Source organism: Rhizobium sp. AC44/96 (assembly GCF_001692185.1).
Taxonomy (GTDB): Bacteria; Pseudomonadota; Alphaproteobacteria; order Rhizobiales; family Rhizobiaceae; genus Rhizobium.
Map to the genome: position 1 here is coordinate 38749 of NZ_LXKO01000008.1, position 17763 is coordinate 56511.

Annotated in this window: 13 protein-coding genes; 6 read left to right on the forward strand and 7 right to left on the reverse strand. The window is 62.1% G+C overall.

Annotated elements, in window-relative coordinates; genetic code table 11:
* Nucleotides 1–13 precede the first annotated feature (13 nt).
* Nucleotides 14–346: a GCG_CRPN prefix-to-repeats domain-containing protein gene (locus tag A6U87_RS29225; RefSeq protein WP_083199333.1), complete on the forward strand. Its 333-nt coding sequence runs from the start codon at nucleotides 14–16 to the stop codon at nucleotides 344–346.
* A gap of 176 nt (nucleotides 347–522) precedes the next feature.
* Nucleotides 523–705 (forward strand): hypothetical protein, encoded by a 183-nt coding sequence (locus tag A6U87_RS09380; RefSeq protein WP_065690992.1) that lies wholly within the window; start codon nucleotides 523–525, stop codon nucleotides 703–705.
* Between the two features lie 181 nt (nucleotides 706–886).
* Here the strand turns inward: A6U87_RS09380 and A6U87_RS09385 are convergent, their stop codons facing one another.
* Complete coding sequence (locus tag A6U87_RS09385) at nucleotides 887–1735, reverse strand: SH3 domain-containing protein (RefSeq protein WP_244499460.1); 849 nt, start codon at nucleotides 1733–1735, stop codon at nucleotides 887–889.
* A 419-nt stretch (nucleotides 1736–2154) separates the two neighbouring features.
* Nucleotides 2155–3543, reverse strand: coding sequence for a dipeptidase (locus A6U87_RS09390; protein WP_065691099.1), 1389 nt, complete (start codon nucleotides 3541–3543; stop codon nucleotides 2155–2157).
* 183 nt (nucleotides 3544–3726) lie between these two features.
* Between A6U87_RS09390 and A6U87_RS09395 the strand changes: the two genes are divergently transcribed.
* Nucleotides 3727–6099: an EAL domain-containing protein gene (locus A6U87_RS09395; RefSeq protein ID WP_065690994.1), complete on the forward strand. Its 2373-nt coding sequence runs from the start codon at nucleotides 3727–3729 to the stop codon at nucleotides 6097–6099.
* Nucleotides 6100–6108: 9 nt separating this feature from the next.
* On the opposite strand, the gene A6U87_RS09400 is transcribed toward A6U87_RS09395, so the two are convergent.
* Nucleotides 6109–6525 carry a MarR family winged helix-turn-helix transcriptional regulator gene (locus A6U87_RS09400; RefSeq protein WP_065690995.1) on the reverse strand — a complete coding sequence of 139 codons (417 nt, stop codon included), beginning with the start codon at nucleotides 6523–6525 and terminating at the stop codon, nucleotides 6109–6111.
* Nucleotides 6526–6940: 415 nt separating this feature from the next.
* Here A6U87_RS09400 and polA point away from each other — a divergent pair, with 415 nt between their 5' ends.
* From polA to A6U87_RS09420, 3 genes are all read left to right on the forward strand, one after another.
* Nucleotides 6941–9931: a DNA polymerase I gene (gene polA, locus A6U87_RS09405; protein WP_065690996.1), complete on the forward strand. Its 2991-nt coding sequence runs from the start codon at nucleotides 6941–6943 to the stop codon at nucleotides 9929–9931.
* Between the two features lie 172 nt (nucleotides 9932–10103).
* Nucleotides 10104–12770, forward strand: a complete 2667-nt coding sequence (locus A6U87_RS09410; protein ID WP_065690997.1) for a DNA translocase FtsK — start codon at nucleotides 10104–10106, stop codon at nucleotides 12768–12770.
* 761 nt (nucleotides 12771–13531) lie between these two features.
* A complete protein-coding gene (locus tag A6U87_RS09420; protein ID WP_065690999.1) occupies nucleotides 13532–14725 on the forward strand; it encodes a TCR/Tet family MFS transporter in 1194 nt (397 codons plus the stop codon).
* Nucleotides 14726–14770: 45 nt separating this feature from the next.
* On the opposite strand, the gene A6U87_RS09425 is transcribed toward A6U87_RS09420, so the two are convergent.
* The 4 genes from A6U87_RS09425 to A6U87_RS09440 are packed head-to-tail and all read right to left on the reverse strand — an operon-like array spanning nucleotide 14771 to nucleotide 17748.
* A complete protein-coding gene (locus A6U87_RS09425) occupies nucleotides 14771–15289 on the reverse strand; it encodes a GrpB family protein (protein ID WP_065691000.1) in 519 nt (172 codons plus the stop codon).
* A 15-nt stretch (nucleotides 15290–15304) separates the two neighbouring features.
* Entirely contained in the window at nucleotides 15305–15904 is a 600-nt protein-coding gene (gene phnN, locus A6U87_RS09430) for a phosphonate metabolism protein/1,5-bisphosphokinase (PRPP-forming) PhnN (protein ID WP_065691001.1), read from the reverse strand.
* Nucleotides 15901–17040 (reverse strand): alpha-D-ribose 1-methylphosphonate 5-triphosphate diphosphatase, encoded by a 1140-nt coding sequence (locus A6U87_RS09435; protein WP_065691002.1) that lies wholly within the window; start codon nucleotides 17038–17040, stop codon nucleotides 15901–15903. The genes phnN and A6U87_RS09435 overlap by 4 nt, the downstream gene beginning before the upstream one ends.
* Nucleotides 17041–17052: 12 nt before the next feature.
* The gene (locus tag A6U87_RS09440; protein ID WP_065691003.1) at nucleotides 17053–17748 is read right to left on the reverse strand and encodes a DUF1045 domain-containing protein; all 696 of its coding nucleotides are present in this window, start codon (nucleotides 17746–17748) and stop codon (nucleotides 17053–17055) included.
* Between the last annotated feature and the right edge of the window lie 15 nt (nucleotides 17749–17763).

Sequence of the window (17763 nt, forward strand, 5' to 3'; positions counted from 1 at the left end):
CAGAGGTGCAGAGATGCGTATTTCAACAATCGCCATTGCGATTGCCCTAAGCGGAGCAGCCGTTTCCATTGCCGACGCAATGCCGATGGCGCCCATCGAGCCCGGCGCAGCCAAAGCGCCTGTCCTTGTCGACTATGCATGCGGACGCGGCTACCACATCACCCAATGGGGCAATTGCCGTCCGAACTGGAGACCACCGCCACCCCCGAGATATGGCTGGCGCTACGAGCGCACCTACGGATGGGGTGACCGTCCGCCGCCGCGTTACGGCTGGGGTTACGACCGGCCCCGCCGTCCGCCACCGGGCTGGGATCGCTATGACCGGTATGATAATAACTGGCGTTAGATCCATCCGCTCACAGTGAATACAAAGGCCCGGCTTATTGCCCGGGCCTTTTTTGCACTCCCGACAGCCACGCTATTTTAGCATGGCTGCCATTCGTTGCGGTTGTCACAAATCTGACATATAGCCAGCCGAATTGCGCCTAAGAATAGCGCAGCAAGCGCAATATGTAGGCACTGATGAGCATAGACCCAGCAAAAACGAACGAATTCAAGCTGCGCGAAGTATGGAGCGTGCAGGAGTTTGCGCGCCAATACAGGCTCAGCAAGATGGAAGAGAGCCGCCTGAAAATGCTGCACGGGCCTTTTGCCGAGATGCGCGATCTTCTCGCCGGCCGGGAAAGAACAGTTTCGGTCTGGTAGCAGGGAACCATTAGGGCGCTACGCGATTATAGGAGGACGGAACAACCCTCAGTTCCGTCAGGATCGGCCGCCTCCCCTCAGACGTCCGATCAAAATTAGGCCCGGCGACTCATCAAGAGTCCCGGGCTTTTTCGTGGGCGAAGGCGTGAGAAAAGGGCGGCCTCGCGACCGCCCTCGTCCATTATCTCTGATTGTCGCGGCAAGCCTGATCGCCGGGTGCGCAAGCCGGAGGCCTGCGGCGATCCTGGTTGCCGCGATCATGACCCGCGTCGCGCCCGCCCTGCGGAGGCCGCTGGACATTGTCGCGATTGCGGTTGCGATCTTCCGGCGGACGACCGTTGCCGGGGCGTCCCTGCATGTCGGGGCGACGATCGGGTCCGCGATCCGAGTTCGGGCGACGATCTGGCTGCGACCCGAAATCAGGGTTTCCACCGGGACGACCGATCGCATTGCCATTGCCGGGACGCGGCTGAGCATCGGGGCGCCGGTCGGGACCGCGGTCCGAATTCGGACGGCGGTCGGGTTGCGAACCAAAATCGGGACGCCGGTCCGGGCCGCGATCATAACCGGGCCTGGGACCGGGGCCACGGTCATAACCAGGGCCACGGCCGGGAACGACAGGTGGACGATCGTAGACGGGGTTGCGGCGCCAGCGATCCCGCTCATGGTAGAAATTGCGATCGCGGTAGTAGCGATCCCAATAGTTACCGACGCTGAAGACGACGGTCGGAATGCCCAGCGGGCGATAATAGTCCGGCCCGACATATACGCGGCGCTGCTGATAGACCGCCTGCACGTAGGCGCCCGCTACCCAGCCGCGTCCGCCATAGAACTCGACATCGCACCACGGCACGTCGGCGAGACATCCATGGATCTCGACCGATTCACCGGCCGGAATGACCGTAACAGCGGGGTATTGCGTGCTTGGACCGGCGCGCATGTTGACGTTTGCAGTGGCATAGCCCTCTGCGGCTTCGGCAATTGCCGGTGCCAGCACCAGTGCCGCTACGGCGGCTATTTTCATCAGCATCGGTTTCACGCTGCACTCCCTTCAGGACACGCACCAACGGCGGCGCAAAGCGCGCCGTTGCAACAACTATTCATATATCTTTCAATAGGTTATATTCGGCGCCGGATGAACGCAGCTTGAACGGCAATATTTGCTTTCAGGCCTTGAAACCTGCCATCGTAATACCGATCTATGGTTCTACGGATTGCAGCGGGTGGATGTCCGAAGGCGCTTTCATAGTCGCCGATGTCCATTGAAGGCCCGGCCGTACCGTTAACGATTCGTTAACCTTTTCCGGCCACTCTGGCTGCAATATTCGCTTCCTCCTTGACCACGGATGTACTGGCATCGAAGTGAAGCGAATGACGAAAGGCCGGTTTTTGCCGGCCTTTTTGTTCTCTAAGGCGTCCACGGCGAAAGCCGAGACGCCTTTTTTGTTTTCAGGCCGCCAGCGCTTCCAGGATGCGGATCCAGGAGCGGATGCCCTTGTGGTACGAGACCAGCTCGTACTTTTCGTTGGGCGAGTGGATGCGGTCATCACTCAGGCCGAAACCGACGAGCAGCGATTCCATTCCCAGCATTTTCTGGAAGTCGCCCACGATCGGAATGGACCCACCCATGCCGATGACGACGGCGGGCTTCGGCCATTCGTCGGAAAGCGCGGTCTTCGCCTTCGTCAAAACAGGGGAATCGTAGGAAAGATGGATCGCCGGCGAGCCGCCGTGCGGATGAAACTCGACCGAGCAATCGGCCGGAATCTTCGAGCGGACAAAGGCGCGGAAGCTTTCACGAACGGCGTCGGGGTTCTGCGTTCCGACGAGGCGGAACGAGACCTTGGCGGATGCCTTGGCCGCGATGACGGTCTTGAAGCCTTCGCCGGTGTATCCGCCCCAGATGCCGTTGACCTCCGCCGTCGGCCGCGCCCAAGTCAATTCGAGAACGGACCTGCCTTTCTCGCCCGAAGGCACGGAGAGGCCAACTTCGCCAAGGAAACTCTCTGCCGTTTTTCCAAGCGTTTCCCAGGATGCCTTGACGTTCTCAGGCGTCTCCTCGACGCCATCGTAAAAGCCCTCGAGCGTCACGCGCCCGGTTTCGTCGCGCAGGCCCGAAAGCGCTTCGACAAGAATATGGATCGGATTTGCGGCCGCGCCGCCGAAGAGACCGGAATGAAGATCGCGATCCGCGGCGGTCACGACCACCTCTTCACCGACTAGGCCGCGCAGTGCCGCGGCGATGGCCGGCGTATCGCGATCCCACATGCTGGTATCGCAAACCAGCGCGTAATCTGCCTTCAGTTCATCGGCATTGGCCTGCAGGAAAGGCTTCAGCGACGGCGAGCCCGATTCTTCCTCGCCTTCGAACAGGATGGTGATGCGGCAAGGGAGTGCTCCATTGACTTCCTTGTAGGCGCGGCAGGCTTCGACGAAGGTCATCAGCTGGCCCTTGTCGTCCGCGGTGCCGCGTCCGGTCAGGATCTTGCGGCCGTTTCCGACATCCTTGATCGACGGTTCGAAGGGATCGTTTTCCCAAAGTTCGATCGGATCGACCGGCTGGACGTCATAATGGCCATAGAACAGGACATGCGGGGCAGCGGCGTCTGCGCCTTCGTGGTGTGCAACCACCATCGGATGTCCGGGTGTATCGCGCACGGAGGCCTCGAAACCCAACGTGTTCAGATAGCTCACAAGCCATTCAGCCGCCTTGCGGCATTCAGCCTTATAAGCCGGGTCCGTCGAGATGGACTTGATGCGCAGCAGCTCGAAGAGCTTGTCTAGGCTCGATGTCAAATTCTCGTCCGCGCGGGCAAGGACCGTCTGTAATTCCGTCATTATCGACTCCTTTGGAAAATCGCCGGGAAGATAGAACAAAGCGCCGACCCTTTCGAGACGAAAAATCCGGTGCCGGCATGCCAACGCCCTCGATGCGAGTGGCACAAAAATGGAAAATGCAATTTACAGTTATTTAGTATCACCTCATTAAATTAAGGAGTGAGCTGTTGTTCGAGGTGACTGATGTTTTCCGTACTCACCTGTATTCGCGACAACCATGACTGGCGCCTGATCGTTGCGGCGGTCATCGTCTGCCTCGTTGGCAACGTCGCTGCCATGCTCCTCCTTTTCCGCGCCCAGGAATGCGACAGAGCCCAGCAACGCCGCTGGATCATCGCGTCGGCCTTCGCATGCGGCGTCGGCATATGGGCGACGCATTTCATCTCGATGCTGGCCTATGACGGCGGCTTTCCGATCACCTACGGGCTCGGCCTGACGGTGCTCTCCGTCGTCCTGTCGATCGGCATCTCCCTGCTGGCGATGCTTGTCGCATCCGAAGGAACGAGCGGATACTCCTTTGCGTCTGGCGGCGTGCTCATGGCGCTTGGGATAGGCGCGATGCACCTGACGGGAATGCAGGCGATCGAAGCGCCCGTCGACATCATTTACGATCCCTACGCGACACTGGTGGCGATCTGCCTGGGTGCGATCCTTGCAAGCGGCGCGTTTCTTTCGTTCAGCCGCCTCAAGGGCGGCAAGCGGCTCCTGTGCTCGGCCATCGCCATGGTATGCGCCATCGCCGCGATGCATTTCATATCCATGAGCAGCATTACGCTCGTCCCAGTTCCAGGACGCAGCGTCACGGCGACCGTGCTCGAGACGAAGACACTTGCCGCCATCGTCATGGCGGTCTCCACCATCCTCATTCTCATCGCTCTCGGCGCGGCGCTTCTGGCGAGCTACCTGACCGATCTGCGCGGACTTGCAAACGCATCCATGGAAGGATTGCTGATCCTCCACCGCGATGTGATCGTCGATGCCAACGAGCAGATCCTCGCCATGACCGGCTGCCGCCTTACCGACCTGCTTGGAGCCAAGCCGGATACGGTTCTGGTTCTGCCGGGAGAGATTAGCGAGGCCACCCACCACGAAACGCAATTGCTGACGAAGGACGAGACAGAGCTCCCGGTCGAAGTTCTTGTTCGCAGGATGGTGTACCGCGGCCGCAACTGCCGGGTGCTGGTAGTCCGTGACCTGACGGAGCGCAAGCGCGCGCAGCAAATGATCGAGCATCTCGCCCAGCATGACGTGCTGACGGGATTGCCGAACCGGTCACTCTTCGACACGCGGATCCGGCATGCGCTGCAGGCGGCACAACGCAAGCGTGGCCAGGTTGCCGTCTTCTTCATGGATCTCGATCGCTTCAAGGCCGTGAACGACATCTTCGGGCATGCGGAAGGCGACCGTATCCTCTGCAAGGTGGCCGCCCTTCTTCGTCGCGTCGCCGACGACAGCGCCACGATCGCGCGGCTGGGTGGCGATGAATTCGCGATCATTCAGGCAGGCAAGAAACAGCCCGAGGCAGCGCAGCGGCTCGCCGGCGACATCCTCGAAGCGCTGGCTGGCGAAATGGATGTGACGCGTGATCCAACTGCCGTCGGCATCAGCATGGGCATTGCCATCTATCCCGCCGACGGGCGCTCGGTCGAGGAACTCTCCGACAACGCGGACACAGCCCTCTACCGGGCCAAACACGCGGGGCGCGGCAAGGCCTGCTTCTTCGATACCGAGATGGATGCAGCCGTTCGGGCGCGGCGCCAGATCGAAACCGAACTGCGGCACGCGATCAGCCGCAACCAGCTCTATGTGAACTACCAGCCGATCCTCGACAGCACCACGAATGCTGTCAGCGGCTATGAGGCCCTGATGCGCTGGAACCGGCCGGGGCATGGCATCAGCGAGCCGAACGTCTTCATTTCCATCGCGGAGGAGAGCGGGACGATCGTACAGCTAGGCGAATGGGTCATGCGCCAGGCCTGCACGGAAGCTGCCCGCTGGCCGCAACCGCTCTCGATCGCCGTCAACGTCTCGCCTGTCCAGTTCATGCTGCCGAACCTATACGAGCGTTTTGCGACCATCCTGGAAGAAACCGGGCTGGCGCCGCAGCGGCTGGAGCTGGAGATAACCGAAGCGGCTTTCGTGCGGGATCGGGCGAATACAATCTCGACCCTGATGCGGCTGCACGAGCTCGGCGTTCGCATCGTCATGGATGACTTCGGCACCGGCTTTTCCTCGCTTTCAAACCTGCGCGCCCTGCCCTTCGACAAGATCAAGGTCGACAGAAGCTTTACCGGCGTGCTCGAGCACGACGCGGCGGCTCGTTCGATCGTTCGCGCGATCATCGGCCTCGGCCATAGTCTCGGCATCCAGGTGGTCACCGAGGGGGTCGAAACCGAATTGCAGCGCAAGATCGTCATCGACGAGGGATGCGGGCAAATGCAGGGACTGCTTCTCGGAAAGCCGGATATAGAACCCAGCCTCAAGCTGGCGGCACGCGAGAGTTTTCTTTCCGCCCACTCCGACGAACGCACGCCGCCAAAGGCGATCTCCGCATGAAGTGTAAGCTCAGAGCTTCTTGGCGTTCTCGAGGAGACGGCGGATATATTCGAGCGTCAGCTCCCGCTCGAAGGCCTTGAAACCGTCAAACAGCGCCAGATCCGCCTCGCGGGCAGCTTCGACCGCGGCGCCCTGCATTCCTTTCGCCTTTTCCGTGAGAAAGACCAGCTGCGCACGCTTGTCGGAGGGGTGCGGCCGGCGCTCGATGAGACCGTCGCGCTCCATGCGCGCGAGCGTGTTCGCCATTGTCGCCTGTTCGATATCGACCCTTGCGAGCAGCTGCTTCTGTGTCAGCCCGTCCTCGGCCCAGAGTTCCAGCAAAATGGGAAACTGCCCGGGAGAAAAGCCGAGTCGTCCCGCCCGCTGCTGCAGCGAACGAGCAAAACCCTTGGCCAGTTGACTAGCCAGATAGGCTCCCGAGTCCATCCGATCAAATCCCATTTTTTCAATTAGGCGCAAAACTCAGACCGAAACAATGCAACAAATCGCATGCGATGCATCAAAATCGCTTCATATGGTTGTCACGGGAGAGATAGAGCAGAAAAACAAAGCCGCCATAGCCTGGAGGTCGGCTATGGCGGCTTGAAATGGGGACAAAGGCCCGGAGAGGGGATAAGGCCTTTGTCCAAGTCCGACGCGGCGGGGGACAAGCCGGCAATCAGACCCTCGACGCGATCAAAGATCACCGTCGGTAGTCATCATTTGTGATCTCGAATGTGGCTTTTCAAGGGAAGATTAGGAATTGACTATTACATTTTAGTAACAGTTTGGTGAGCCGAGATGTTTTCTCCGCTGGAACTTTATATAGACCTGACAGGGTCGCCGCGCTATCGATGGCAGCATGAAAAAAGGCGATCATCTTTTCCTTGTCGACGGCTCCGGTTTCATCTTCAGAGCTTTCCACGCACTCCCTCCGCTGACGCGCAAATCCGACGGTTTGCCGGTCGGCGCCGTCTCGGGTTTCTGCAACATGCTGTGGAAACTGCTGACGGATGCACGCGACACCTCCGTCGGCGTCACGCCGACGCACCTGGCTGTTATCTTCGACTACTCGTCGAAGACCTTCCGCAAGGATCTCTATGACGCCTACAAGGCCAACCGCTCGGCGCCGCCCGAGGAGCTCATCCCGCAGTTCGGCCTGATCCGACACGCGACGCGCGCCTTCAACCTGCCGTGCATCGAGACCGAAGGCTTCGAAGCGGACGACATCATCGCAACCTATGCCCGCCAGGCGGAAGCGCTCGGCGCCGACGTGACGATCGTCTCCTCCGACAAGGACCTGATGCAGCTCGTCACGCCCAATGTCCACATGTACGACAGCATGAAGGACAAGCAGATCGGCATTGCCGACGTGATCGAAAAGTGGGGCGTGCCACCCGAGAAGATGATCGACCTGCAGGCGATGACCGGCGATTCCGTCGATAACGTGCCTGGCATCCCGGGCATCGGGCCGAAGACGGCGGCGCAGTTGCTCGCCGAATATGGTGATCTCGATACGCTGCTCGAGCGCGCGACCGAGATCAAGCAGGAGAAGCGTCGCCAGACGATCATCGAAAACGCCGACAAGGCGCGCCTGTCGCGCGAACTCGTCAAGCTGCGCACCGATGTCCCGCTTGAACTCGCCGTCGAAGACCTCGTTCTGGAGCAGCAGAACGGCCCGAAGCTGATCGGCTTCCTGAAGGCGATGCAGTTTACCAGTCTGACGCGCCGCGTTGCCGACGCCTGCGCCTGCGATGCCAGCGTCATCGAGGCGGTCGACGTTCCCGTCGAATGGGGCGCCAACGCCCATGGCCCCGATCTTGACGTGGTGCAGCCCGAGCCCGTCGCTGGCGGCATTCCCGAGGTGGAGGGCGAATCCGTGCCTGTGCCGGCCACGGCAAACGGTGCCCAGGGGACCTTCCTGGCCGCCAACCTGGCGGCGGCACGCGCCGAGGCTTTCGCGACCCTGCCCTTCGATCACTCCGGTTACGTGACGATCCGCGATGTCGCGACGCTCGACGCATGGATCGCCGACGCCCGCGACAAGGGCCTCGTTGCCTTCGATACGGAAACGACATCGCTCGACGCGATGCAGGCGGAGCTTGTCGGTTTCTCGCTCGCGATCGCCGACAACGACAAGAACCCCACCGGCACCAGCATTCGCGCCGCCTACATTCCGCTTGGCCACAAGACGGGTATTGGCGATCTGCTCGGCGGCGGGCTGGCGGACAACCAGATTCCGATGCGCGACGCCCTGCCCCGCCTCAAGGCGCTGCTGGAAGACGAAAGCATCCTGAAGGTCGCGCAGAACCTCAAATACGATTACCTGCTGATGAAACGCTACGGCGTCGAGACGAAGAACTTCGACGACACGATGCTGATCTCCTACGTGCTCGACGCCGGAACGGGCGCTCACGGCATGGATCCGCTATCGGAGAAATTCCTCGGCCATACGCCGATCGCCTACAAGGATGTTGCCGGCAGCGGTAAGTCGAGCATTACCTTCGATCTGGTCTCCATCGACCGGGCGACCCACTATGCAGCGGAAGACGCGGAAATCACCCTTCGTCTCTGGATGGTGCTGAAGCCGCGCCTGGCCGCGGAAAAGCTGACGACCATCTACGAGCGACTGGAGCGGCCGCTGCTACCCGTTCTCGCGCATATGGAAGAACGCGGTATTACCGTCGACCGGCAGATTCTGTCGCGCCTGTCCGGCGAACTGGCGCAGGGTGCGGCCGGGCTTGAAGACGAGATCTACAAGCTTGCCGGCGAACGCTTCACGATCGGCTCGCCGAAGCAGCTTGGCGACATCCTGTTCGGCAAGATGGGACTGACGGGCGGCACGAAGACGAAAACCGGCCAGTGGTCCACCTCGGCAAGCGTGCTGGAAGATCTTGCCGCCGCCGGTTTCGAGCTCCCCCGCAAGATCGTCGACTGGCGCCAGCTGACGAAGCTGAAATCGACCTATACCGATGCGCTGCCGGGCTACGTCCATCCGCAGACGAAGCGGGTGCACACCTCCTATTCGCTGGCGTCGACGACAACAGGGCGCCTCTCCTCGTCGGAACCGAACCTGCAGAACATCCCCGTTCGCACCGCCGAGGGTCGCAAGATCCGCACGGCCTTCATCTCGACGCCGGGGCACAAGCTGATTTCGGCCGACTACAGCCAGATCGAACTGCGCGTGCTTGCCCACGTCGCCGAGATCCCGCAGCTGACACAGGCCTTTGCCGACGGGATCGACATTCACGCGATGACGGCATCGGAGATGTTCGGTGTTCCCGTCGAAGGCATGCCGTCGGAGGTGCGCCGCCGCGCCAAGGCGATCAACTTCGGCATCATCTACGGCATCTCCGCCTTCGGCCTTGCCAACCAGCTGTCGATCGAGCGGTCCGAGGCGGGGGACTATATCAAGCGCTACTTCGAGCGCTTCCCCGGTATTCGCGACTACATGGACAGCCGCAAGCAGATGGCCCGCGACAAGGGCTATGTGGAGACGATCTTCGGCCGGCGAATCAACTATCCGGAGATTCGCTCCTCCAATCCCTCGGTGCGCGCCTTCAACGAGCGCGCGGCGATCAACGCGCCGATCCAGGGGTCGGCTGCCGATATCATCCGCCGGGCGATGATCAAGATCGAGCCGGCATTGGCCGAAGCAGGGATTGGCGATCGCGTGCGCATGCTGTTGCAGGTGCATGACGAATTGATCTTCGAGGTCGAGGATGCCGACGTCGAAAAGGCCATGCCGATCATCGTATCGGTAATGGAAAATGCCACCATGCCGGCGCTCGAAATGCGTGTGCCGCTGAAGGTCGACGCCCGTTCGGCGATGAACTGGGACGAAGCGCATTGAGCGCTTCGTCGAAAAATCCCTAAAATTTTCCATATCCAGCAAGGCGCTGAAAACAATAAACTTTCGCCTTATTGTCGAGGTCGCGACAGCCCTCATGGAAGGAACTTATTAACCTTCATTTCCTAAGCCGGAAGAGGATAATAGTTGCTAATCATGAGTGAGTAGCGGTCGTATGCGCTTTCCTAGAACCAATCTGACGGATGCCGGTGAGATTTCCACGGAGATCGACGGCGAACAGCTGCAGGAACAGGCCGGCGAGAAGCCGGTGCCGCCGATCTGGCAGAATCACTTTTCGCTGGCGCCGAATGTCCGCTTTACCCGCACGCCGGAGAGCCAGATCAACCCGCGCAAGCAGCCAGCCGAGCCGGTGCAGCAGCGGGTGATGGAACCTGCCCAGGTGGCAGCAGCCACACCGCAGCGCGCGCCGACACCTGCCCCCCAGCCCACCCAATTGGTGGCACCGGTGGCCCAGCCGATCGTCGTGCCGTCGCAGCCCGCGGCACAGCCGCGCCAGGGCTATGTCGCCCGCCAGGCCGCCATGCAGCCTGCCGTCACGCAGCCGCAGCCCCACGTTCAGCAGCAGGCGTTGCGCAATGCCTATGCGTCGCAGCAGACCGGCCCGCGCGCACCCGTCGTTGCCAACGTGCCGTTCGACGTCTACCAGCCGGCAGCCAATGTCGCCGCCGTCGAAGAAAACGCGATCGTCGTTTCAGAGACCGCTGACGAAGCGCAGTTCCACGCCTCTTCCAACCTCGCCTCGATCTCCGACTTCGCCTTCTGGGAAGTGATGTCCTTCGAAGAGGGCGAGGCGCCGGTCGAGCCGGTGGAAGCGACGCCCCAGGTACAGATCGTAGCGCCACAGGCGGTGCCCACGCCGCATTCGATCATCAGCCAGTTCCGCATCATGGAATGGCGGCCGGGCAAGCAGCCCGTCGTCGCCGCTCCCTATGCCGCGCCGCTGCCGGTTGCCGTCGCCCCCGCTCCTGTAGCGGCCCCGGTTGCCGCTCCCATCACAGCCGCAGCGCCTGGCGTTTCCGTTACGGCGCCTGTTGTCGTGGCGCCGGCACCGACCACCGGTCGCGCGCCGATCCGCCAGCCGCTTGCGGTCAGACTGAAGCAGCAGGCGGCTGCCGCCGAGGCACAGGCGCCCGCGCCTGCCCCGCAGGTCGTGCAGCCCATCGCCATAGAGCCGCAGCCGGCCGCAACGCAGCCGATCGCGCCGATGCCTGTTCGTTCGCAGCCGGCGATCGCGCCGCTGGCACCCGCCGCCCGTATGGTGGCGCACAAGTTCGTTCCCTCCAAGGTCGATGCCTCGGGCTATGAATTCCCCTCCAACTCCCTGCTGCAGGAGCCGCCGGAACGCGTCGGCGAGATCATGTCGCAGGAAGCGCTGGAGCAGAATGCCGGGCTTCTCGAAAGCGTTCTCGAGGATTTCGGCATCAAGGGCGAGATCATCCATGTGCGCCCCGGTCCCGTCGTCACGCTCTATGAATTCGAGCCGGCACCGGGCGTCAAATCCTCACGCGTCATCGGCCTTGCCGACGATATCGCCCGCTCGATGTCGGCGCTGTCGGCGCGCGTCGCCGTGGTTCCCGGCCGCAACGTCATCGGCATCGAACTGCCGAACGTGCTGCGCGAAACCGTCTATTTCCGCGAGATGATCGAGAGCGCAGATTTCGAGAAGAGCAGCTTCAAGCTGGCGCTCGGCCTCGGCAAGACGATCGGTGGCGAACCTGTGATCGCGGAACTGGCGAAGATGCCGCACCTGCTCGTGGCCGGCACCACCGGTTCGGGCAAGTCGGTCGCCGTCAACACGATGATCCTTTCGCTGCTCTACCGGATGACGCCGGAGCAGTGCCGCCTGATCATGATCGATCCGAAGATGCTGGAACTCTCCGTCTATGACGGCATTCCGCACCTGCTCACCCCGGTCGTCACCGACCCGAAGAAGGCCGTGATGGCGCTGAAGTGGGCGGTGCGCGAGATGGAAGAGCGTTATCGCAAGATGTCGCGCCTCGGCGTGCGCAATATCGACGGCTATAACGGCCGCGTGGCGCAGGCCAAGGAAAAGGGCGAGACGATCCATATCATGGTGCAGACCGGCTTCGACCGCAGCACCGGTGCGCCTATCGAGGAACAGCAGGAACTCGACCTGACGCCAATGCCTTACATCGTCGTCATCGTCGACGAGATGGCCGACCTGATGATGGTCGCCGGCAAGGAAATCGAAGGCGCGATCCAGCGTCTTGCGCAGATGGCGCGCGCGGCCGGCATCCACCTGATCATGGCGACGCAGCGTCCCTCGGTCGACGTCATCACCGGCACGATCAAGGCCAACTTCCCGACCCGCATCTCCTTCCAGGTGACGTCGAAGATCGACAGCCGCACGATCCTCGGCGAACAGGGCGCCGAACAGCTGCTCGGCCAGGGCGACATGCTGCACATGCAGGGCGGCGGGCGCATCTCGCGCGTCCACGGCCCGTTCGTCTCCGACGCGGAGGTCGAGAAGGTCGTGGCACATCTGAAGACGCAGGGGCGCCCGGAGTATCTCGACACGGTCACGGCCGACGAAGAGGAAGACGGCGAAGAGGAAGACAGCGCCGTCTTCGACAAGGGCGACATGGCGGCAGAGGACGGCAACGACCTCTACGACAAGGCCGTGAAGGTGGTGCTGCGCGACAAGAAGTGCTCGACCTCCTACATCCAGCGCCGCCTCGGCATCGGCTACAACCGTGCCGCCTCGCTCGTCGAGCGGATGGAAAAGGAAGGCCTCGTCGGCCCGGCCAACCATGTCGGCAAGCGCGAAATCGTCGCTGGTCGTGGCGGTGAGGCGGATTGATTAACCTGGTTGCCGGGTTCGATCACCAAGATCGGACCCGGCTCGGCGACCCCCGTGTTGTGGACCATCGCCGAATGCCGCGCCGGAGGTTCCTCGGCGACGGTGAAAGCTTGCTGGGAATGGGCAGGCAACTATAACGGTTTGTGGGAATGTCAGGCTGTATCGCCTGCCCGATCGCATGAAGGTCCCGGAGCCGAGCGGCCGACAGGAGCGTCCCTCGGCCTTCTTTTCCGGATGGACGTCGGGTCCTGACGACCGCTTGCCCACCTCTTGCAACCATCATCGAACGCCGGACTGCGGCCCGATTTGTCAGATCCGGTTCGCGACCCCGGCTCCCTGTCCAATGACGGGAGCAAGTATCGGATGGGTCGATGCCGCGGGGATGTGGGCGGACGATGTTGCGCGGCAAGCGGCTGGAATCGCTGCGAAGTCTTTTGTCGCGCAAGAAAATTGTCCCCGTCGCCGGGAAACCCGGTCAAACGCCACCACTGCCGTGCGATAATGAAAGGCCTTGCCGCGCACGGCCACCGGGTGTAAGTGGCGCTTATCGCGAAAAGCGATCGCTTTCCTTGAGCCGCTCAGTGGCGGAGTAAACAGGTGGACGAATCGTCGTCCAGGCGGTCGAGTACACGCCGTCCGTGCGCTTCGAGCATGGATGCGCCAGCGTTTTCCAAGAAACGAAACGCCTGACACCTGTCGGGCCCCAATCGCAAGCCATCGGCGCCAGCGGCGCTGGATGCATGCGTCGATCGGAACGCGTCATGAACAATCCACTCATCATCATTTTCACTGCCATCATTCTCGATGCCGTCGGCATCGGTCTCATCTTCCCGATCTTGCCTTCCCTGCTGGAGGACGTCACACATGCGGAAAACGTGGCGTCCTACATCGGCATCATGACCGCCCTTTACGCGGTCATGCAGTTCATCTTCGCGCCGGTTCTCGGTTCGCTCAGCGACCGGCTCGGGCGGCGCCCGGTGCTCCTGATTTCGCTGGCCGGCGCAGCCATCAACTATCTGTTCCTGGCCTTTGCGCCCAATCTCTGGATGTTGATCCTCGGCCGTGCCATTGCCGGCCTGACAAGTGCCAACGTCTCCGTGGCGACGGCCTACATTACCGATATTTCCCCACAGGAAAGTCGCGCTCGCCGCTTTGGCCTGCTGAACGCGATGTTCGGCATCGGCTTCATCGTCGGGCCCATCCTCGGCGGCGCGCTCGGAGACTACTGGCTGCGGCTTCCCTTTATTACCGCGGCGGCCCTGAATGCCTGCAACCTGCTGCTGGCGTTCTTCATCCTGCCGGAATCGCGCACACCGACGCGGGAGAAAATCGATCTGGCAGCGCTCAACCCTCTGCGGCCGCTGCGTTGGGCGTTTTCAATGAAGAGCCTGCTGCCGGTCATCTTCATCTTTTTCGTCTTCAGTGCGACCGGAGAAGCCTATGGTACGTGCTGGGCGCTGTGGGGCAGCGATACCTTCCAGTGGAGCGGGCTCTGGATCGGACTCTCACTCGGCGCCTTCGGTGTTTGCCAGACGCTGGCCCAGGCATTCCTTCCGGGCGTGGCCGTAAAGCTGCTCGGCGAGCGCATGGCCGTTATCACAGGCGTTGTGGCCGCCTGCATTGCGCTGACCGTGATGGCCTTCGCCAACCAGGGCTGGATGATTTTCGCTATCATGCCGGTCTTCGCACTCGGCGGGATCGGCGTGCCGGCCTTGCAGTCGCTGGCGACCCGCCAGGTCGATGAAAGCCAGCAAGGTCAATTCCAGGGCGTGCTGGCATCGGCCGTCAGCCTAGCATCAATCGTCAGTCCGCTCGCGTTCTCGAGCTTCTATTTTGTGGTGAGAGAACAGTGGCCCGGGGCGATCTGGCTATCGGTCGTCGTCGTCTACGCGCTCGGTGTCCCGCTGGTTCTCAGCCTGCACCGGCAAAAGGCGGAAGCGGCGCCAGCGATGTGAGCAGCGCTTCTATCCGAAGTTCACGACGTCCGGCGGCGCAGGAAATCATCCGCGTGAGAGCTGTTCGGCCGCGGCGCGGCGCAGTGTCTCGGCGACGAAATCAGTCTTGCCTCCGGTGTAGATATCCCAGTCGCCATTGGCCTTCTCGGCGAGGTCGCGTTTCAGCGCCTCATACTCGGCGGTTCGTTGCGAATGGCGGCGGAGATGATCGCGGAAAAGGAGGCGGTCGCGGTGGGCGGGATTGTCCGCGGTGCAGAGATAGAGGCGCAGGCCATAGTCTTCGTGTTCGCGTGTAAAGGGCAAGCGGCCGTCATTATGAGGGTCTCCGTGTGCGCGGAAGCCTGAGGTAGCGAGCCTGGCTGATAGCGTGGACACGGCCGCTTCGTCGATGAGCACGGCGTCGAGGTCGATCTTCGGCTTGGCCGCCAGTCCGGGCACCGCGGTGCTGCCGATATGCTCGATGGCGAGGACGAGGCCAGGCGCAAGCGACAGGATTTCGTCTCTCGCCAGTTCGAAGAGAGTGGGCCAGCGAGGATCATAGTCGACAATCCTGATCGGCCGCATCCCTTGCCCCGGCCCTTAGCCGATCTCGGCGAAACAGCCGTCGAGCGCCTCGATCATCCGGCGCTCGCCGTCTTCGAGGGAATCGCTGTTGTCGAGATCGACGACATCGTAGTCGCCGCGCACGGTGAGCGGGCCGCGAGCGAGGCGTGCCATGATGTCTTCATGGGTCTCCCGGCCCCGCGCCTCGAGGCGGGTGGCAAGTACTTCGGCGCGGGCGGTGACGTTGATGACCTTCAGGCGTGGGAAGACGGCCTGAAAGCGATGCAGCGCCGAACGGGAGCCATTGGCGATCACGAGATTGCCTGCAGCGAGCGACACCGATACCTCGGAGGGGATGCCGTATTTCAGGCCGTGCGCTTCCCACCAGACCGAGAAGCTGCCGGCCTGTTCCATCGAGGCGAAGCCCTGCTCAGACACGGCCAGATGGTCCTCACCACCGGCATCGTGATGGCGGGTGATGACACGGCGGACAAAATGCACATCCGGGCGGCCGTGAAAATGCTTGGCGGCCCGCGCCATCAGCGTGTCCTTGCCGGCGCCGCTGGGGCCGACTACGACGACCATGATACCGCGTTCGGTGCCCGGAACGACGTGGGGTTCGTGCGAGGGCATCATGCGACACGGCGTCCTTCACGCCAGACAGAGCGGCTGACCGGAACGCCGTGATCGCGGAAGACGCGGACCAGATCGGCGCGCAGGCCGGTCGCGATACGACCACGGTCGTTGAGGCTGACGGTACGGGCGGGCGTGGAGGTGACCATGGCAATCGCCTTCGGCAGCGAGATGCTCTCGACTTCGTCGGCGATCAGGAAGGGTGCGTAGAGAAGGCTGAGCGGCACGTAATCCGAGGAGAGAACATCGAGGACGCCGCGTTCGGCGAGATCGCGGGCGGCGATGTTGCCGGAGTGCGACTTGCCGCGAACGATGTTCGGCGCGCCCATCAGCACGCTCATACCATTCTCATGCGAGGCCTTGGCGGCGTCGAAGCTGGTCGGGAATTCCGCCAGCCGCACGCCGTTTTCGATCGCCTCGTCAACATGGGCGAGCGTGGCGTCGTCGTGGCTGGCGACTGTGATGCCGCGTTCGGCGCAGACCTTGGCGATGGCGACGCGATGCGGCGTCGAGTTGCGTTCGGATTCCGCGACGCGGCGATCGACGAACTCGGCGAACTCGGCATCGGTGAGACCACGCTTCTTCTGGTAGTAGAAGATGTACTGGTCCATCGTCTGAAACTGGCGTTGGCCCGGCGCGTGGTCCATCAGCGATACGAGACGGACGTAGGGATCGTTCTCGAAATCGGCAAAGTGCTCCAGCACATTGCCGGCGGAGACTTCGCAGCGCAGGTGGATCAGGTGCTCGGCGCGCAGGCGGCCTTCCTGCTCGGCCTTCTGGATGGCATCCGCCATTTCGCGCATCTCGCCATGCTCGAAGCCGCCGTCTTCGTCGGCGCCCATGCGCAGGCAGTCGAATACCGTGGTGATGCCAGAGGTGACGATCTGGGCGTCGTGAGCCTGGATCGCGGCCGTCTTGTGCCAGCGCAGACCCGGACGTGGCGAATAGTGACCTTCCAGATGGTCGGTATGCAGTTCGACAAGACCCGGGATCAAATAATCGCCTTCGAAATCCTCGCCGATGCGGGAGCTGCCCGTCGAGATATCGGCGATCTTGCCATCGCGGACGAGAACCGAACCTTCGACGATCTCATCCTCGAGAACGATGCGGGCATTGGAGAAGACTGTTTCTTTGGTCATCGACTAGGTCTTTCAGTTTTTGGCGCCGGCGAGCGGCCACCAGGAATGGGCTTTGAACGGCGCGCCGCGCGCCTCCTCGACGAAAACGGCCAGGCCTGAGATCGGCAGTGGCCGCCCGGTGAACGCGGCAAAGCGCTCCGCCAGAATGGCCTTCATCGTGCCGGCACGCTCGGTCGGCACCTGGCCGGTCAGCGTCATGTGAAAACCGAAGTCATCCATCACATAGGGATAGCCCCAGCGCAACAGATTGGCTCTCTGGCTCTCGCTCAGTTTCTCCGGATTGCGGCGCGCGATATCGGCATCCGACAGCGCAGCGCGAAACGGTTCGAAGGATTTTACCACCGATGCAGCAAAATCCTGAAGCGGCGGATGCACGAAAGCGGGCACCAGGGCAAAGAATTTGCCAAGTTGCCCGAGCACCAGCTCGGGAATTTCGAAGGCGGCCGTGCGCGACGCGAAATCCTCGACGACCTGGATCAGATCCTTCTCGGTGACGGAGGCCGCTAGATGGAACGGCGCCTTGATCGTCGCGTGGAAGGCGTAGCGGCGAGGCTCAGCGGTCAGCTCGAACTGCTCGGCGGCCGGCAGCTCCGGATGATCGGGAGCCGGATAAGTTTCGCCGGAAAAGGCGTCGCGGCCGAGCCAGAGCGCGGCCGTGCCGTTCAAAGGATCATCCTTCGGCGGCGTGAAATAAAGTGCGTAGCGCAAGGCTGGTATCCTGGA

What these genes read in the sequence shown, in the direction of transcription:
- A6U87_RS09385 (WP_244499460.1), bottom strand. Translation starts at nt 1,735, where the DNA reads ATGCTGATGAAAATAGCCGCCGTAGCGGCACTGGTGCTGGCACCGGCA.
- polA (WP_065690996.1), top strand. Translation starts at nt 6,941, where the DNA reads ATGAAAAAAGGCGATCATCTTTTCCTTGTCGACGGCTCCGGTTTCATC.
- phnN (WP_065691001.1), bottom strand. Translation starts at nt 15,904, where the DNA reads ATGATGCCCTCGCACGAACCCCACGTCGTTCCGGGCACCGAACGCGGT.
- A6U87_RS09420 (WP_065690999.1), top strand. Translation starts at nt 13,532, where the DNA reads ATGAACAATCCACTCATCATCATTTTCACTGCCATCATTCTCGATGCC.
- A6U87_RS09380 (WP_065690992.1), top strand. Translation starts at nt 523, where the DNA reads ATGAGCATAGACCCAGCAAAAACGAACGAATTCAAGCTGCGCGAAGTA.
- A6U87_RS09425 (WP_065691000.1), bottom strand. Translation starts at nt 15,289, where the DNA reads ATGCGGCCGATCAGGATTGTCGACTATGATCCTCGCTGGCCCACTCTC.
- A6U87_RS09435 (WP_065691002.1), bottom strand. Translation starts at nt 17,040, where the DNA reads ATGACCAAAGAAACAGTCTTCTCCAATGCCCGCATCGTTCTCGAGGAT.
- A6U87_RS29225 (WP_083199333.1), top strand. Translation starts at nt 14, where the DNA reads ATGCGTATTTCAACAATCGCCATTGCGATTGCCCTAAGCGGAGCAGCC.
- A6U87_RS09390 (WP_065691099.1), bottom strand. Translation starts at nt 3,543, where the DNA reads ATGACGGAATTACAGACGGTCCTTGCCCGCGCGGACGAGAATTTGACA.
- A6U87_RS09410 (WP_065690997.1), top strand. Translation starts at nt 10,104, where the DNA reads ATGCGCTTTCCTAGAACCAATCTGACGGATGCCGGTGAGATTTCCACG.
- A6U87_RS09395 (WP_065690994.1), top strand. Translation starts at nt 3,727, where the DNA reads ATGTTTTCCGTACTCACCTGTATTCGCGACAACCATGACTGGCGCCTG.
- A6U87_RS09400 (WP_065690995.1), bottom strand. Translation starts at nt 6,525, where the DNA reads ATGGACTCGGGAGCCTATCTGGCTAGTCAACTGGCCAAGGGTTTTGCT.